Raw genomic sequence first — 17,991 nt, forward strand, 5'->3', positions numbered from 1 at the left:
CTCGCCGCCGGTCCTGCTCGGGCGCGGCGACCCCCGGCCCGTTGGTGCCGAGCCGTTAGGGTGGGGGCGTGAGCATTCTGACCGGCATCGCGAGCGGCCTCGCCTACACCGTCCACTACCTCCAGCTCGCCTTCCAGGTGGTCGGGCTAGGGATGGGCCTCTGGGCGATCCTGGACGCCTGCGGATACCGGCCTGATCATTACGTCGCCGCCGGTAAGCGCAGCAAGGCTTTCTGGATGGGCGTCAACGCCGCGGGCTTCGCCGTGGTGCTGCTCATGGGGGGGATGTCCATGTTCGGACTGCTGGGGATGGTGGCCAACGCGGTCTACCTCGCCGATGTGCGCCCCGCCCTCCAGGTGTACCGCCCGATCCGGGTGCGCTCGCGGATCCGCCGCTCGGGCGGCGGGGGCTCGAAGGGCCGGTGGCGCTGATGCGCGCCGTCCTCCAGCGCGTCACGCGCGCGGCCGTGCGGGTCGACGGCGACGTCGTCGGCGAGATCACGCGCCCGGGCCTCATGGTGCTCGTGGGCGCCACTCATGACGACGGCCCCGCGCAGGTGGCCACGATCGCCCGCAAGATCGCCGACCTGCGCCTCCTGGCCGGCGAGCGCTCCGTGAGCGATGCCGGCGCGCCCGTGCTCGTTGTCTCCCAGTTCACCCTCTACGGGGACGCGCGCAAGGGGCGGCGCCCCACCTGGAGCGCGGCCGCCCCCGGTCCCGTGGCCGAGCCGCTGGTCGACGCCGTCGTGGAGGATCTGCGCGGGCGCGGCCTGGAGGTGGCCACGGGCCGCTTCGGCGCTGATATGCGCATCGACATGGAGGCTGACGGCCCGGTGACGATCCTGGTGGAGGCCTGATGCCGGCGGTGCGAGGGTCGGGTTCACGACGCACTGCGGACGCGCCCCTGCTGGCCGCAATTGTCCCCTCGTCGGTGGCCCTGGCCGAGGCCTTCTGTGACGTCGACGCGCCCCTGTTTCCGCAGGAGCGCGCCTATATCGAGCGGGCCTCGGCGCGCCGCCGCGCCGAGTTCACCACGGTGCGGCACCTGGCCGGGCGGGCGCTGGCGGAACTGGGGTTGGAGCGGCCGGTGATGGTGCCGGGGCCGATGGGGGAACCCACTTGGCCTGACGACGTGGTCGGCTCCCTGACCCACTGCCTCGGTTACCGGGCGGCGGCGGTCGCCCGCGCGAGCGAGGTAACCGCGCTCGGTATCGATGCCGAGCCGAATCGGCCACTCGCGCGCGGCGTGCTGGAGCGGATCGCCGCTCCTGCGGAGCGGGAGAACGTCTGCGCGCTGGCCGAGGCGCTGCCGGGCGTGGCCGGTGACAGGCTGCTGTTCAGCATCAAGGAAGCGGTGTACAAGGAGTGGTTCCCTCGCGCCCGCAAGCCGCTGCGCTTCGCAGACGCCGAGGTTGGCATCCGGCCCGACGGCGCCTTCACGGCGAGGCTGGCCACGGGCCCCGATGGCTGCGCAGAACTGACCGGTCGCTGGGCTGCAGACGGCGACCTCCTGGCGAGCGCTGTCTTCGTGGCTCGAGGGCATTGATGGCGGATTGACCCGGCTACCATCAAGGACTTGGAGTCGGGCCAGGGGGTGCGCGACTATCTTCGGCTGATAGCCGCTGGACTTTCCGAGAATCGGATCAGAATCGTATTGGAAAGGAAGGGCGGAAGCATCCTCACCGCTTCCTGAGACGGGAGTTCAGCTTCCTGTGTCAGTAAGGAACTAGGGTGACAACCACGAGCAGGCATACGATGATCCATGCGGCGTTGAGTCCAATGCCGAGCAGGTAAGGGCCTGTGGCGTCAAGTGTCAACGGGACGTCGAGGGAGATCCCGAGGACGCCGCAGTACGTTGGGTAGCCAGCAAATCCAGTGGATCCGCCGACAGCCCACTGAGTGACTCCGAGGCTGGCCAGGTTCCACAGTGCTGCGATCTGTAAGCCAGTCATCGTCGCTAGTCCACCCATATATGCGAGGAGCCGGGGGTAGAGCCCGCTGAGGTGCGCAGTGGCAAGTCCGATGATCCAGGCCATAGAGACCCAGGCGACGCTGGAAACCAACTTGGCGGTGAGGAGGTAGGTAAATGCGCGCACTGTTACGTCTTCTTTCGGCCAGGTCGTCGTGCTCGCCAGGACAGAGACGAGCCCGACCGTTGCGAATCCCAGAGCAAGTGGAAGCGTTTTGACGATGAACTTACGTAGTGGTGAGTGGGTAGACAGCTGGAGGAGCGGATCGCCCTTGAGCACCAGGAACGTGAAGATCTGTGCTCCTACGTAAAATGCGGCACCAGCCGAAATGAGGACTACGGAGAACGCCCAGACTACGTCGAGTACGGTTTTGTAGGAGTGCAGGTGCTCCTTCAGTAAGAAGGCACAAAGAAGAAGGGGGGGGCGCACGCCAGGAAAAATGCGGCGTGCTTACGTGCCTCGGTGGAGATATCATGCACGGGTCATCGCCTCCTTAATGGATGACTCTAGACTGTCTCCCGGCGTCATCTCCGAAACTTGGAGCCGAAGCAGCAACCGGCCGTCGTGGAGCACTACGCATTCTTCGAAAAGCGATTCCAGGCCTGCGATCAGATGTGTGCTGATGATTAGCAGGGCGTCGTCTGGCTTGTGCCGTAGAATAAGTTCCAGCATGCGGTCACGGGTCACGGGGTCCACTGCAGCAAGCGGCTCATCGAAGAGATAGACAGATGATCGTCTGGCCAGCGCCATGCCAAGGTTCAGCTGTTCTTCCATTCCTTTGGACAGGTCGCCAACCTTCTTTGAGGTGTCCAACGCCAGGTCGTCGATGATAGACCTCGCGCGCGAGGTGTCGAAGTCGTCAAAGTATCCCGACAGGACCTCGGGGACCGACCCAACCCTAAGGAATTTATAGATAAACGGGGTGTCCGGCAGGAAGGTAGGACTCGCTGTACCACGGAACCTGAAGAAGCCTGACTTCGGGGGCAGAAGTCCGGCGAGGGATCTCAGTAGCGTAGTCTTTCCGGACCCATTGTGACCGAACAGCCCAACGATGGTGGGGTTGGTAAAACGGACAGTCAGCGGAGCCAGGGAGAACTTGCGCCCCCTCGCCACCACAAGTTCCTCCAACTCCAATAAGGAGTTCATAGACTTTCTCATGCCAGGAACCCTCCTAAGAAACGTGCTGCGTGGACCGCGACGACTACCCAGCTAATACACTTAAGGGCCACGATCCATCGAGGATTTGTTCGGACGCCTGCGTGCTCGTTGACGTCGGCCCACGCAAGTAGACACCTGTAACCGTCCGAGTTAAGCACAGGTAGTGCATTCATAGAAAGTGCCACCGTAGCAAATGTCGCCGAGCTATCCAGGTCGGGGTTGCGAATGAATGCCGCGTTAACCGCGAACAGGTACGCATTAACGGCGAGATATGGACCATGTGCCGGCAAGATGCACTATCGCTCTGTCGGTATATGGGAGGAGCATTGTCTGGTTTATTCTCACATAGAATGCTGGAAAAACGAGGTAGTTCATCTTGATGCCCGCTTTGTCTGCCCGCCTACCGCAGAAGCGAAGGGCCATGACGCGTGCACTCTCGTGAATAATCACGCTAACGATAAGGTAGGGAACAAGCCAGAATAATAAGTGGGAGTCGCTTGCGGAATAGCGCAGCACGCTCCTCGCCATATTGATCGCCAATAGGGCTAGCGCGGATCTCGCGAATAGCAGTGCGGCTGGTCCCGAGAAGGTGGCAGTCCGATGTCGTGCGGAACCAAGTACCTCGGGCGGAAGCTCCCTTGTGCTCGACTCAAAATACTTATCCGCCCTCCGGTCGTGCACCACAGCTTTCCGGGCGGTGATAAATGCCTTGTACGTTCCGTCGTCATACAATAGGATAGATGTCTTCTGTGGAGACGAGCCGGCGAGTGGGAACGTTCCAAATTCTAGCGTCAGTGAGCCTGTCTCAATATTTATGTTGAGATGTGGGGCGACTCATAACTGAGGCTCTGCCGCAATGGAGCCGTGATGCGAATAGAAGCGGTTTACCGAGACGTCGCCACCCAGGAGGTGGACGCTGTCGTCAACGCGGCCAACTCCGGGCCGCTCGGGGCGGTGGGGTGGACGGCGCCATTCACCGCGCCGCGCCTGCTGTAGGCCTGCCGCGAACTGCGCGCCACTGAGCTGCCGGACGGGGCGCCTATGAGGGAGGCCGATGAGGGAGACCGTGGCCGCGCCCGGCTTCGACCTGTCCGCCCGCAGGGACGTCCACGCCGGTGGCCCCAACCGGCACGCCGGCCAGACCGACCCCGCCCTGCTGCGCGCCGCTCTCCGCTCCGGCCTGTAGCTGGCGCAGGAGGTCGGCTGCCGTAGCGTGGCGGTGCTGGCGATCTCCACCGGTGTGTACGGCTGGGGTGCCGAGCCCCTGCCCGGCGCGAGCTCCCCGGTGCCACCATTGCCACGACCGTCGTCGTGCCTGCGGGTCAGTGGGCGCGAACGGCGCCTCTCGGCGCCCTGGTGCCGCGGCCTCGTCCCGCAGGACCTCCGCCGGGTCTTGGCAGGACGTGAGTCTCCCGGGCTCAACCCTTGCTCACGCCTACCGCGAACAGGGGCGTGGACCCCACGCCCCGCCGTTAGCCTTGGCAGCACGTGCCCGCGCTGGGCCCGCTCGCGCCCATCGGGTGCTCGCGACCCCGCGCCCCAACCGACCGCACGCGCCGAGGAGATAACCCGCGATGTTCGAACGCTTCACCGACCGCGCCCGCCGCGTCGTCGTCCTTGCCCAGGACGAGGCGCGGGCGCTCAACCACAACTACATCGGCACGGAGCACCTCCTTCTCGGCCTCATCCACGAGGGCGAGGGCGTGGCCGCCAAGGCCCTGGAGTCGATGGAGATCTCCCTGGACGCCGTGCGCGCCCAGGTCGTCGAGGTCATCGGCGAGGGGCAGGCGGCGCCCAGCGGTCACATCCCCTTCACCCCCCGCGCCAAGAAGGTCCTCGAGCTCTCGCTGCGCGAGGCCCTGCAGCTGGGCCACAACTACATCGGTACCGAGCACATCCTGCTCGGCCTGCTGCGCGAGGGTGAGGGCACGGCCGCCCAGGTGCTCATCAAGCTCGGCGCGGACCTGTCCTCCGTGCGCCAGACCGTCATGCAGATGCTCTCGGGCTATGAGGGCAAGGAGGCCGTCACGGCCGGCGGCCCCTCCAAGGAGGGAACGCCGTCGGGCAGCGCCATCCTCGACCAGTTCGGCCGCAACCTCACCGCGGCCGCGCGCGAGGGCAAGCTCGACCCGGTCATCGGCCGCCACAAGGAGATGGAGAGGGTCATGCAGATCCTCTCCCGGCGCACCAAGAACAACCCTGTCCTCATCGGGGAGCCCGGCGTGGGCAAGACCGCCGTCGTCGAGGGCCTCAGCCAGGCCATCGTCCATGGCGACGTCCCAGAGACCCTGCGCGACAAGCAGCTCTACTCCCTCGACATGGGTAGCCTCGTGGCGGGCTCGCGCTACCGCGGCGATTTCGAGGAGCGCCTCAAGAAGGTCCTCAAGGAGGTGCGCACCCGGGGGGACATCGTCCTGTTCATCGACGAGATCCACACGCTCGTGGGCGCCGGCGCCGCCGAGGGCGCCGTCGACGCCGCCTCCATCCTCAAGCCCATGCTCGCTCGGGGCGAAGCTCCAGACCATCGGCGCCACCACGCTGGAGGAGTACCGCAAGATCGAGAAGGACGCCGCCCTGGAGCGTCGCTTCCAGCCGGTGACCGTGGACCAGCCCAGCATCGAGGAGACCATCGGCATCCTCACCGGGCTGCGGGACCGCTACGAGGCCTTCCACCGCGTCGTCATCACCGACGAGGCCATCGAGGCCGCCGCCAAGCTCGCCGACCGTTACATCAACGACCGCTTCCTGCCGGACAAGGCCATCGACCTGGTCGACGAGGCCGGTGCCCGCCTGCGCATCCGGCGCATGACCGCTCCTCAGGAGCTGCGCGACATCGATGAGAGGATCGCCGAGGTCAAGCGCGAGAAGGAGTCCGCGATCGACGACCAGGACTTCGAGCGCGCCGCCGCCCTGCGCGACGACGAGCGTCGCCTGGCCGAGGAGCGCACCGCCAAGGAGAAGGCCTGGAAGGACGGGGACCTGGATCAGGTGGCGGAGGTCGACGAGAACCTCATCGCCGAGGTCCTGGCCATGTCCACCGGCATCCCCGTGGTCAAGCTGACCGAGGCGGAGTCCTCCAAGCTGCTCAACATGGAGGCCGAGCTCCACAAGCGCATCGTCGGCCAGAACAAGGCCATCGAGGCGATCTCCAAGTCCATCCGCCGCACCCGGGCCGGCCTGAAGGACCCCAAGCGCCCAGGCGGCTCGTTCATCTTCGCCGGCCCCACGGGCGTGGGCAAGACCGAGCTCGCCAAGGCCCTGGCGGAGTTCCTCTTCGACGACGAGGACGCCCTCATCCAGCTCGACATGTCCGAGTTCGCCGAGAAGCACACCGTCTCGCGCCTCTTCGGCGCCCCTCCCGGCTACGTCGGCTATGACGAGGGCGGCCAGCTCACCGAGAAGGTCCGCCGCCGCCCCTTCTCCGTGGTGCTCTTCGACGAGGTGGAGAAGGCCCACCCGGACATCTTCAACTCGCTCCTGCAGATCCTGGAGGACGGGCACCTCTCCGACGCCCAGGGCCGGGAGGTCGACTTCAAGAACACCGTCATCATCATGACGACCAACCTCGGCTCGAAGGACATCGGCAAGTCCGTGGCCACGGGCTTCCAGTCCACTGAGTCCGGAGCCATGGACTACGAGGAGATGAAGGCCCACGTCAACCGCGAGCTCAAGCAGCAGTTCCGGCCCGAGTTCCTCAACCGCGTGGACGACCTCATCGTCTTCCCGCAGCTGACCAAGGCGGAGGTGCGCGAGATCGTCGACCTCATGATCGCCCGTCTCGACAAGCGCATGAGCGAGCAGGACATGACGATCGAGCTGACCAACGCCGCCAAGGAGCTCCTCGCCGAGCGAGGCTTCGACCCGGTTCTCGGCGCCCGCCCGCTGCGCCGCGCCATCCAGCGCGACATCGAGGACGCCTTGTCCGAGAAGATCCTCTTCGGCGAGATCGAGCGCGGCCAGAAGGTCATCGTCGACGCCCAGGGCGAGGGGATCCTCGGGGAGTTCACCTTCCGCGGCGAGGCCGTCCCCACCACCCCCGAGCAGGAGGCCGCCGTCGCCGACGCCGAGAGGGTCGTCGAGGAGGCCGCCACGGCCGAGGGCACGTGGGGCCAGGACTCACCGGAGGCCACCGAGGCTCCCCAGGTGGGTTGATCTCCCCAGGGGAGTGCTCCCGTGAGGAGCCCGTCGGCGCCAGGGAAACGGCGCCCTGACGGGCTCCTCCTCGCCCTCGGGCCCGCGCCGGCGCCGTTTCGGGGGAGGCCATCGGCTGTGACAGTCGCCCTTACGACGCGTCGTGACCCGGTGGTAGCCTCTTGGACCGTTCCGGCGCCCCCGTGCGCCGTGACGTGGGCAGGCGCGGCCCGGCTCTGCTGCCGCTCCGCCCGACCCAGCTGGTCGGGCCGCCGGCTCGACGCCCCTGCCGACCATGCCCGACGACGATCGGAAGTCGATGGATAACAGGATCCCTGCCACCGAGAAGAGTCTTCACCAACGAGCATCCCGCGCCAGCGCGAAGGGCGCCCGGAGGCGCGCCGAGCGGCTGCGCCATGAGCAGCGCCGGCTCGCCTACCTGCGCCGCAGGCGCCGCCTGCGCGCCGACGACGTCACCGTCGTCGAGGAATCGGCGCTGCGCAGGGCGATCCTCGGATCCGTCGTGGGCAACATCATGGAGTGGTACGACGTCGGCGTCTTCGCCTACGTCGCCGTGCTCGTGGGTCAGGCCTTCCTGCCCAGCGCCACCCCCGTGGCCCAGAACCTCTTCTCCCTGGGGGTCTTCGCCGTCACCTTCGTGGCCCGGCCGCTGGGCGGCGTCATCCTCGGCCAGCTCGGCGACCGCCTGGGCCGCAAGGAGGTCCTGGCCTTCACCCTCATGATGATGGCGCTGGCGACCTTCGGCATCGGCGTCCTGCCGCCGGCCAGTGTCCTGGGCGTATGGGCGCCGATCCTGCTCATCTGCCTCAAGCTCGTCCAGGGCTTCTCCACCGGCGGCGAGTACGCCGGCGCCACGACCTTCGTCACCGAGTACGCCCCCGACAAGCGCCGCGGCTTCTACGCCGCCATGCTCGACTGGGGCTCCTACATCGGCAACGCGCTGGGCGCGGGCTTCGTCACCGTCCTCATGCTCACCCTGCCCAGGGATTTCATGGCCACCTGGGGGTGGCGCATCCCCTTCCTCGTCGCCCTGCCGATGGGCGCCATCGCCCTCTACCTGAGGAACCGCATCGAGGACACCCCCGCCTTCCGCGGCGCCCAGGCGGAGACCGAGGACGAGGAGCCTGCGGACCTGGCGGCCGTGGAGACCGAGATCATGAAGCCGGAGGAGGGGCCCCTCGGCTTCAGGGAGATGGTGCGGACCTACTGGCGGGAGCTGGGCATCGCGATCGTCCTCGTGGCCGGCGCCAACACCGTGGGCTACACCCTCACCTCCTACATGCCGACCTACCTGACCACCACCCTCGGCCTCGACGCCGAGCGCGGCCCTCTCCTGACCCTGCCCATCCTCGTCCTCGTGGCCTTCCTCGTGCCGGCCTGCGGCCGGCTGTCGGACCACGTGGGCCGCCGGCCCGTCCTCCTGTCGGCGGCGGTGAGCACGATCGTGCTGGCGGTGCCCGTCTTCCTGCTGCTGGAGCTCAAGGAGGTCTGGTCGGTCCTGCTCGGCCTGGCCCTGCTGGCCTACCCGACGGCGGCCTACGTCGGGAACCTGGCCGCCTCCCTCCCCGCGATCTTCCCCACCCGCTCCCGCTACGGGGGCATGGGCATCGCCTACAACATCGCCGTCGCCCTCTTCGGCGGGACGGCCGCTTTCATCATGGAGGCCCTCGTGGCCACCACCGGCAGCCCCCTGGCGCCCGCGTTCTGGCTGCTGGGGACCTCCGTGGCGGCCCTCGCCGCGGTGTTCGGGCTCAAGGAGACGGCCCGCCGCCCCCTGCCCGGCTCCATGCCGGCCGTGGCCAGCCAGGAGGAGGTCGCCGAGCTGGTCGAGACCCAGGAGGAGAACCCCGACCTCGACGTCTCCGAGATCTTCGCGATCGCCCCGGCCCACCTCGTCGACACCGAGCCGACCGTCGAGGAGGCCCTGGCCGAGGTCGAGGTGGCTCAGGCCTGGGAGGACAAGGCGCGGGCCAGGCTCGACCGCGCCACGCGCGCCACCACCGAGGCCCTCAGGGCGCTTGAGGAGGCCCATAAGCGCGAGAGCGCCTCCCCCGACTCCCCGGGCGCGCGGGACTGACCTGCGCCGCGCGGGTCCGACCTCGTCCCGAAATGCGGGACCCGGAGAAATGGTCTTGCGCACATCGCGGGCGCTTTGGCGTCGCGCGCTGCCGGGCTTTTCCTCTGGCACGGACGGCCTGGGGGGAGAGGATCGCGCTCTGTTTCCAACGCTTCCGCACACCTGGGAAAATGCTGACTGTTTCCTGACAGTTATTGCATGTCGCTTTGAGTGTCGTACGTGATTCCAAGTGGGGCGTATGGCGCGGTTATCGTGGAGGGGTCCTGGTCCCTGATCAGCGCAGAGGCGAACCCGAAACGCCTTCACGACCTCCTGTGAGAACACAACAGAATGAGCCGCATACACCGACAGCGCCACCTGCCGCAGCGCGGGGGCCGCAGTCCTCTCCCTCGTGCCGACCTCGCCGCGCTGGTGATACCGCTCGCGCTCGGCGCCTCCATCCTCGGGCTGCTCGGCTGGCCCACCGCCAGCACCATCGCCCTCATCGCGGCGCTGGTCCTCCTGGCCGCCGGGCTGCTCACGTCCCCGCCCGCCGCCGCCAGGGGCGGTCATCCCACCGGGCCCCGTGATCGTGGATCATCGCTGTGGCTCATGGTCCTGGTCATGTCCCCGGCGATCCTCCTGGGCAGCGCCTTCCCCCTCGTCGCCGACCGCCTCGCCCCGCACTCCGTGGCCGGTGTCCGCCTCGAGACCCTCATCCTGTCCGCCTCGGTGGCCGTCCCCTGGCTCAGCCAGGTGGTGGGGACCCCCGTGTACCGCCTCCTCGGCCCCACCGTCCCCCAGGGGCCCGACGCCGTCAGGCGCCACTACTGCGAGGTCTGGCCCGGGCTGCTCGCCCTGTCCATCGCGCCGGCGATGGCCGTGACCGCCTGCGTCGGGATCGTCACCGGATGGGGCGTCGGCGCCCTGGCGGCCCACTTCGCCCTCATCATCGCGCACGTCGTCTTCGTGCAGTCCCTCGTCGTGGCCGACCTCGGCTCGCGTCGCCACCTGTGGGCGCTGGGCTGGCTCGCCTACGCGATCGCGCTGCTCATCGCGCCCGGCTGGTGGCTGGCGCCCCCGCTGGCCGGGGCACTGACCCAGATCCTCGCCATCGGCGCCGACCTGCGCGCCCTGGCCCGCCCCCGGCGCTTCGCCGTCGTCCCGGTGATCGCCGACATGTGGCGCGGGCTCATCCTGGGCGGCGTCCTGTGGGCCGACAAGCTCCTCCTGTTCTTCGCCGTGGGCCGGCAGTTCGACGTCTCGCTGGTCTACCTGTGCCTCCAGCCGGCCGTCCTGGCCTACTCCTACTACTTCGCCATCGCCTCGCCGCGCATCAACCAGGCCTTCACCGGCTTCCACGACGCCCTGGAGAACGAGCCCATGAGCGCCCTGCGCCTCCGGGGATCCGCGCTGCGGCGCATGGTCACCTGGTCCCTGGCGCGCATGGCCTCAGTGGGCAGCGCCGCGACGCTCGTCGTCATCGCCCTGACCGCCATGCTCGCCCCCGGCGACATCGCCACGGTGACGGTGGTCAGTGCCGCCAGCCTCCTCCTGGCCGTGCTCACCCTCCTCGCCTATGAGATCGACCATGCCGGAGGCTCCCGGGCGGCCATGGTCCTGTCGGGGATCGCCGTCGTCCTCATCGCCGCCTCCTTCGCGGCCTTCGGCTCCGTGAGCGCCTACGGCCCCATCGCCCTGGTCGCGATGGGCCTGAGCGTCATCGGCGTTCTCATCCAACACCGGCGCTGGAGCGCGCCCGAATACGCATTCTTCTGGGGAAAGGCACTGTCATGGTGAGTCTCGCGCTCGATACCGCTCCGGAGGCGCTCGACCAGCGCGCCCCGCAGGCCCCCGCGCTGCTCGCGCCGGAGGAGCCCGCCCCCTCCCGGCCCGACGGCGTCCCGGCCGACGGCCACTACGAGGACGTCGACGTCGCCATCGTCATGGAGTCCACCTACCCCTACCTCAAGGGCGGGGTCTCGGCGGTCGTCCATGACATCATCACCGGCAACCCGGACAAGACCTTCGGGATCATCCACATCGCCTGGGACTCCGAGGCCCCGCACACGGACCTGTACGGGATGCCGTCCAATGTTGCCTGGGTGAGGGTGCTCTACCTGTCGATGGCCGAGCACCGTGACGACTTCCTGGCCGCCCGCCCCCGGGACCTGCGCATGAGCCGCGCCCAGCGGCGCGCCCTGTCGCGCCGGCTCCTCGGTGCGCTCATCGAGCTGGCTGCCACCGGCGACGGCGAGGAGGTCTGGCGGCTCATCGACGAGGGAATGAGCCCCGCCACCCGCCGCTACCCCCTGTGGGCGCTGCTGGGCACCCAGGAGTTCATGGAGGCCTTCCGCGAGATGATGCCGGACCTGGGCATGTCCCTGTCCGAGCTCTTCTGGTGCCTGCGCGACTTCTTCTCCCTGGCGCACGCCGTCCTGGCCGACCCGGTGCCCCGCGCCGCCGTCTACCACGCCCACACCACCGGCTACGCCTCCCTGCTGGCGGCGGCCGCCGCCCGGCAGCACGGGGCCTCCTTCCTGCTCACCGAGCACAACCTCTACGTGCGCGACACCGTCAACACGCTCCTGGATCGGCGCATGGACCTGCCGGTGCGCCTGAGCGACTACCGGGACTTCGACGTCACCGCGCGCGAGCGCATGTGGATGGCCTGGTGGATCGAGATGGGCCGCCTGTGCTACCCCCACGCCGACCTCATGACCTACCTCTACCCCCGCGCCATCGAGGAGGCCAAGGATCTCGGCGGCATCCCGGACGCGTCCGTCGTCCTGCCCAACGGGCTCGACGTCGAGGAGTTCGACGCCCTGTGGTCCGCCCGCCGTGAGGCGATCGAGCGCATCCACGCCGAGGGCGACCGCCACCTGTGGAGGCTCGTCTACATCGCGAGGGTCGTGCCGATCAAGGGGCTGCTCGACCTCATCGAGGCCGTCGAGATCATGCGCGATCGCGGCATGCGCATCCACCTCGACGTCTGCGGGCCTACCGAGCACGTGCCCGAGTACTACGAGCGCTGCGCGGCCCGCATCGCCGAGCTGGGGCTCCAGGACGTCATCACCATCCGCGGCACCGTGCGCGTGCGCGAGCTGCTCGACGAGTTCGACCTGTTCGTCCTGCCGAGCTACAACGAGGGCCTGCCCGTGGTCTCCCTGGAGACGATGGGCGCCGGGATCCCGACCGTCTCCTCCGACGTCGGCGCCCTGCGCTCGGTGGTGGAGGACCCGATCAAGGCCGACGACGGCGGGTTCATCGGCCCGTGCGGGCTCATGCTCACCCCCGGCGATCCCACCCTGCTCGCCGACCGCATCCACCAGGTCATCTCCAACCCCGGCCTGTACGAGGACATGTGCCACGCGGCCCGGCGCCGCGTCGAGACCGCCTTCAACCTGGGCCTGGTCAATGCCACCTACAACCGGATCTACAACGATCTGGCGAGTCAGCGCCACGCCGCCACCGCAAGGGCCGTCGGGGCCCCCGGGGCGCTGGCTGGGGGCGCATGACCGGCGTCGGCGCCTGGATCCGCTACGGCGGCCCCCTTCAGGCCGCGGACGTGGAGGAGGCGGCCCGGCACTATCGGGCCGCCATCCTCCAGCCCTGGGAGACGGCCGCCGCCGCGCGCCTCAAGGAGCTCGCGCCCCATATGACGGTCCTGGCCTACCAGTGCCTGTCCTCCACGAGGGACTTCGAGCCGCCCGAGCGCCTCGCCTCCGGGATCGCCCACGCCGAGGCCGCCCGCCACGGCTGGCACGCCCGGCGCCGCGACGGCTCCCTCATCGAATGGGATGGCTATCCGGGGCACTTCCAGGCCGCCGTCTGGGACCCCGACTACAGGCGCGCCTGGGCCGAGCGCGTGCGCGAGAGGATCGAGCCCACCGCCTTCGACGGCGTCATGGCCGACAACGACGTCTTCGACGACTACTACGGCCTCGGCCTGCCTATCGAGGGCGCTGACGATCCCGCCTCGCTGCGCGACTCCCTCGGGATGCTGGTGGACGAGGCCGGCGCCGCCCTGGCGGGCATCGGCCGGATCCTCGTCCCCAATATCGCCGAGGCCCGCCGCGAGCCCGGCCGCTGGGAGCGCCACAGCGCCTGGGGCGGGGGCTTTGACGAGTGCTGGCTCGGTTGGGGCGACGACTCCTTCCTCGACGCCCCCTACGCGCTCGCCCAGGCCCATGAGCTCACCGCCCCTGGCCTGACGATCGTGCGCGCCCCCAGCGGGGGCGCCGGGTCGCCCCGGGCCCTCTACGGGCTGGCCGCCTTCTGGGTGCTGGGCGGCGGGCGCGGGGCCTTCGCCTCCACCGGCCACGACGACTACTCGCGCCTGGCCTGGATCCCCGCACTCGACGCCGACCTCGGAGCGCCCCTGGGGCCGCCCCGGCACAGGGGCCTCCTGTGGCGGCGCGACTTCGAGCGGGGCGTCGCCATCGTCAATCTCGACGGCGCCCGCGGCGCCCGCCCCCGACTGCCCGCCGGTCTCGTGGAGCCGGGTCCCCGGGGCGGGGCCGACGGCGCGCCCCTGCCCCGGCGCGTGGTCCTGGGCCCGAGGTCCGGGCTCGTCGCCCTGCGCCCCTGAGGCCGTCCGAGCGCCGCAGGACCCCTCGGGGCGCCTCCGCCGAATCGCCGCGGTTTGAACCTGGGACAGAAGTCACATTAGAGTGGGATGACCTGGCTAGCGCGATGTCGCGCGACTGACGACTGAAAGGGGCGAGGATGCCCAAGTACGTGTACCGATTCAGCGAGGGTGACAAGGACCAGAAGGACCTCCTTGGCGGCAAGGGCGCCAACCTCGCCGAGATGACCCGCCTCGGCCTGCCCGTTCCCCCCGGCTTCACGATCACCACCGACGCCTGCCGGGCCTACCTCGCCGACGGCGCCGTCCCGGACGAGCTCGCCGTCCAGGTGACCACCGCCCTGCGCCAGGTCGAGGAGGAGCTCGGCCGCGAGCTCGGCGCCCCCGAGGACCCCCTGCTCGTCTCCGTGCGCAGCGGCGCCAAGTTCTCCATGCCCGGCATGATGGAGACCGTCCTCAACATCGGCCTCAACGACTCCTCCGTCGAGGGTCTCGCCGAGGCCAGCGGGGACGCGCGCTTCGCCTGGGACTCCTACCGCCGCCTCATCCAGATGTTCGGCAAGACCGTCCTGGACATCGATGGCGATCACTTCTCCGGCGCCCTCGACGCCAAGAAGGCCTCACGCGGCGTCGTCCTCGACTACGAGCTCGACGTCGAAGCCCTGCGCGAGCTCGTCGAGGAGTACAAGGCCATCGTCCGCGAGCACGCCGGCATCGACTTCCCCCAGGACCCCCGCGGCCAGCTCGACATGGCCACCGAGGCCGTCTTCCGCTCCTGGAACACCGAGCGCGCCCACATCTACCGGCGCCGCGAGAAGATCCCCCACGACCTGGGCACGGCCGTCAACGTGTGCACGATGGTCTTCGGCAACATGGGGCAGACCTCCGGCACCGGCGTCTGCTTCACCCGCGACCCCTCCACCGGTCGCTCCGGCGTCTACGGGGACTACCTCGTCAACGCCCAGGGCGAGGACGTCGTCGCCGGCATCCGCAACACCCTGTCCCTGGCGGACCTGGAGTCCCTCGACCCGGAGTCCTACAAGGACCTGCGCGCGGCCATGCGCAAGCTCGAGACCCACTACCGCGACCTGTGCGACATCGAGTTCACCATCGAGCGCGGCAAGCTCTGGCTCCTCCAGACCCGCGTGGGCAAGCGCACCGCCGCCGCAGCCTTCCGCGTGGCCACCCAGCTGGTGGACGAGAAGCTCATCACCACCGATGAGGCCCTCGCCCGCGTCACCGGGGAACAGCTCAACCAGCTCATGTTCCCGCAGTTCTCCACCGCGGGTGAGCGGGACCTGCTCACCAAGGCCATGCCCGCCTCGCCCGGCGCCGCCGTCGGCTTCATCGCCTTCGACAACGCCGAGGCCATCGCCCGCGCCGAGGCCGGTGAATCCGTCATCCTCGTGCGCCGCGAGACCAACCCCGACGACCTGCCCGGCATGGTGGCCGCCTCCGGCGTGCTCACCGCGCGCGGTGGCAAGACCTCCCACGCCGCCGTCGTCGCGCGCGGCATGGGCAAGACCTGCGTGTGCGGCGCTGAGGCGCTCGAGGTCGACGCCGCCGCCAAGACCGTGCGGGTCGCCGGGCGCGACGAGCTTCTCACCAGCGAGGACATCATCGCCATCGACGGCACCACTGGCGAGGTGTTCCTCGGCTCGGTGGAGGTGGCCGACTCACCCGTCATGACCTACCTGCGCCGCGGCCTGGAGACCGCCCTGGACAGCGCCGGCGACGTCGATAATCGCGAGCTCATCACCAGCGTCGACCGCCTCATGCGCCACGCGGACAAGGTCCGGCGCCTGGCGGTGCGCGCCAACGCCGACACCCCCGACGACGCCCGCCACGCCATCCACCGCGGCGCCGAGGGCGTGGGCCTGTGCCGTACCGAGCACATGTTCCTCGGCGAGCGCAAGAAGTTCGTCCAGAACCTCATCCTGGCCGTCACCGAGGCCGAGCGCGAGGCGGCCCTCGCCGCGCTCCTGCCCCTGCAGAAGGGCGACTTCGTCCAGATGCTCGAGACGATGAACGGCAAGCCCATGACGGTGCGCCTCATCGACCCGCCGCTGCACGAGTTCCTCCCCGACCTCACCGAGCTCAGCGTCAAGGTGGCCGTCGACCGGGAGAAGGGGGTCCTTGACCCCGCGGATGAGTCCCTCCTGGCCGTGGTGCGCAAGAGTCACGAGGCCAACCCCATGCTCGGCCTGCGCGGCGCCCGCCTCCTGCTGACCATGCCCGGACTCATCGAGCTCCAGGTGCGCGCCATCGCCGAGGCCGCCGTCGAGCGCCTGCGCGTCGGGGGGGACCCGCGCCCCGAGATCATGATCCCGCTCATCGGCTCCATCCGGGAGCTCCAGATCGCCCGCGAGCGCGCCGAGGCCGTACTGGCCGAGGTCGGCGCCCAGTCCGGCTACGACCTCTCCTTCCCGATCGGCTGCATGATCGAGCTGCCCCGCGCTGCCATCACCAGCTCCCACGTGGCGGAGGAGGCCGACTTCTTCTCCTTCGGCACCAACGACCTGACCCAGACCACCTGGGGCTTCTCCCGCGATGACGTCGAGACCTCCTTCGTGGGGCGCTACATCGAGGAGGCGATCTTCGGCACCTCCCCGTTCGAGTCCATCGACGTCGACGGCGTGGGCGCCATGGTCCGCCTGGGCGTCGAGGGCGGTCGTTCGACCAAGCCCGGGATGAAGATGGGCGTGTGCGGCGAGCACGGCGGCGACCCCGATTCCATCGCCTTCTTCCACTCCGTGGGCGTCGACTACGTGTCCTGCTCCCCGTTCCGCGTCCCCGTGGCGCGCCTCGAGGCCGGCCGCGCCGCCGTCCTCGCCCCGGAGCCGGCCCGGCAGTAGGGCCTGCGCCCGCCCAACCGCGGCCCCGTTCGGGCCACCGGTGACGGCGCCCACCGCCCCCTCGCGGGGTGGTGGGCGCCGTCCCGCATCCCGGGGCATCTCAGACGCGGCCCGGGCCGTGCGAGAATCGCCGCATGAGCCTTCCGACGGCCCGTGCCCCTGAAGCCCCTGGCCCGGGCGCGCCCCGCGCCAAGGCCGTCGCCTCCTCGGCCCCCCGGGACCCCGGCTCCACGCCGCCCCCGCCCACGGCCCCCATGGGCGCCGATGAGCTCGCCGCCCTGGCCAGGAGCCTGACCGCGAGCATCTGCTCCGTCGTGCTCGGCAAGGAGGACGAGGCGCGCACCGCCGTCGCCACCTTCCTGGCCGGCGGGCACCTCCTCATCGAGGACGTCCCCGGCGTCGGCAAGACCACGCTCGCCCTCGCCCTGGCCCGCTGCCTCGGCCTGCGCTCGGCCCGCATCCAGTTCACCGCCGACCTCCTGCCCGCCGACGTCACCGGCGTGTCCATCTACGACCAGGCGGCCCGCGCCTTCCGCTTCCACCCCGGGCCGGTCTTCACGGGCATCCTCATCGCCGATGAGATCAACCGCGCCACCCCGCGCACCCAGTCCGCCCTCCTGGAGGCGATGGGGGAGGGGCATGTGAGCGTCGAGGGGCGCTCGCGGCCCCTGCCCGACCCCTTCATGACGGTCGGCACCCAGAACCCCCTCGACATGGAGGGCACCTTCCCCCTGCCCGAGGCGCAGCGCGACCGCTTCATGACTCGCCTGTCCCTGGGATACCCCGACCCCGAGGCCGAGACCGCCATGGTGCTCGCCCGCGGCGGCGCCGACCCGCTGACGTCCCTGACCCCCGTGGACACCGAGGCCGGCGCCAGGAGGGCGCGCGCCGCCGTCGCCGCCATCGCGGTGACGCGGCCGGTGGCCCGCTACGCCGTCGCGCTCGCGGCCGCCACCCGGGACACCAGCGAGCTCATCCTGGGCGCCAGCCCCCGGGCCGCGCTCCACCTCGTGGCCATGGGCAGGGCCGGCGCCGCCATGGATGGGCGCGGATTCGTGACGCCGGACGACATCGCCTCGGCCGCCCCCGCCGTCCTCGGCCACCGGATCGTGCCCGCCGGGCGCTTCGCCTCCACCGCCCATGAGCGCCAGGCCGCCGAGTCGGTGCTCGCCAGGATCATCGCCCGCGCCCCGGCGCCGAGGACCTGATGGCC

Annotated in this window: 12 protein-coding genes and 1 pseudogene; 11 read left to right on the forward strand and 2 right to left on the reverse strand. The window is 69.7% G+C overall.

Annotation, left to right across the window (positions count from 1 at the left end):
* The first annotated feature begins 68 nt into the window (after window positions 1-68).
* From ABXS69_RS02145 to ABXS69_RS02155, 3 genes are all read left to right on the forward strand, one after another.
* Entirely contained in the window at window positions 69-431 is a 363-nt protein-coding gene (locus ABXS69_RS02145; protein ID WP_366180966.1) for a DUF2516 family protein, read from the forward strand.
* Entirely contained in the window at window positions 431-856 is a 426-nt protein-coding gene (gene dtd, locus ABXS69_RS02150; RefSeq protein WP_366180967.1) for a D-aminoacyl-tRNA deacylase, read from the forward strand. The genes ABXS69_RS02145 and dtd overlap by 1 nt, the downstream gene beginning before the upstream one ends.
* Window positions 857-930: 74 nt before the next feature.
* A complete protein-coding gene (locus ABXS69_RS02155; protein ID WP_366180968.1) occupies window positions 931-1,545 on the forward strand; it encodes a 4'-phosphopantetheinyl transferase superfamily protein in 615 nt (204 codons plus the stop codon).
* 169 nt (window positions 1,546-1,714) lie between these two features.
* On the opposite strand, the gene ABXS69_RS02160 is transcribed toward ABXS69_RS02155, so the two are convergent.
* Window positions 1,715-2,398, reverse strand: a complete 684-nt coding sequence (locus ABXS69_RS02160; protein ID WP_366180969.1) for a hypothetical protein — start codon at window positions 2,396-2,398, stop codon at window positions 1,715-1,717.
* A 42-nt stretch (window positions 2,399-2,440) separates the two neighbouring features.
* Complete coding sequence (locus ABXS69_RS02165; RefSeq protein WP_366180970.1) at window positions 2,441-3,127, reverse strand: ATP-binding cassette domain-containing protein; 687 nt, start codon at window positions 3,125-3,127, stop codon at window positions 2,441-2,443.
* 1,054 nt (window positions 3,128-4,181) lie between these two features.
* Here ABXS69_RS02165 and ABXS69_RS02170 point away from each other — a divergent pair.
* The 8 genes and pseudogenes from ABXS69_RS02170 to ABXS69_RS02205 all read left to right on the forward strand — a co-directional run bounded on the left by ABXS69_RS02170 (window position 4,182) and on the right by ABXS69_RS02205 (window position 17,986).
* Window positions 4,182-4,313 (forward strand): hypothetical protein, encoded by a 132-nt coding sequence (locus tag ABXS69_RS02170; RefSeq protein ID WP_366180971.1) that lies wholly within the window; start codon window positions 4,182-4,184, stop codon window positions 4,311-4,313.
* 388 nt (window positions 4,314-4,701) lie between these two features.
* Window positions 4,702-7,279, forward strand: a pseudogene (locus ABXS69_RS02175) (ATP-dependent Clp protease ATP-binding subunit).
* 298 nt (window positions 7,280-7,577) lie between these two features.
* Window positions 7,578-9,356 (forward strand): MFS transporter, encoded by a 1,779-nt coding sequence (locus ABXS69_RS02180; protein WP_366180972.1) that lies wholly within the window; start codon window positions 7,578-7,580, stop codon window positions 9,354-9,356.
* A gap of 330 nt (window positions 9,357-9,686) precedes the next feature.
* Complete coding sequence (locus tag ABXS69_RS02185; RefSeq protein ID WP_366180973.1) at window positions 9,687-11,135, forward strand: hypothetical protein; 1,449 nt, start codon at window positions 9,687-9,689, stop codon at window positions 11,133-11,135.
* Window positions 11,129-12,853, forward strand: coding sequence for a GT4 family glycosyltransferase PelF (gene pelF, locus ABXS69_RS02190; RefSeq protein WP_366180974.1), 1,725 nt, complete (start codon window positions 11,129-11,131; stop codon window positions 12,851-12,853). The genes ABXS69_RS02185 and pelF overlap by 7 nt, the downstream gene beginning before the upstream one ends.
* Window positions 12,850-13,926: a putative glycoside hydrolase gene (locus tag ABXS69_RS02195; protein ID WP_366180975.1), complete on the forward strand. Its 1,077-nt coding sequence runs from the start codon at window positions 12,850-12,852 to the stop codon at window positions 13,924-13,926. The genes pelF and ABXS69_RS02195 overlap by 4 nt, the downstream gene beginning before the upstream one ends.
* 137 nt (window positions 13,927-14,063) lie before the next feature.
* Entirely contained in the window at window positions 14,064-16,778 is a 2,715-nt protein-coding gene (gene ppdK, locus ABXS69_RS02200; protein WP_366180976.1) for a pyruvate, phosphate dikinase, read from the forward strand.
* A 134-nt stretch (window positions 16,779-16,912) separates the two neighbouring features.
* Window positions 16,913-17,986: an AAA family ATPase gene (locus tag ABXS69_RS02205; RefSeq protein ID WP_366180977.1), complete on the forward strand. Its 1,074-nt coding sequence runs from the start codon at window positions 16,913-16,915 to the stop codon at window positions 17,984-17,986.
* The last annotated feature ends 5 nt before the right edge of the window (window positions 17,987-17,991 follow it).

It is taken from the genome of Actinomyces timonensis (assembly GCF_040702965.1).
GTDB classification, from domain to species: domain Bacteria; phylum Actinomycetota; class Actinomycetes; order Actinomycetales; family Actinomycetaceae; genus Actinomyces; species Actinomyces timonensis_A.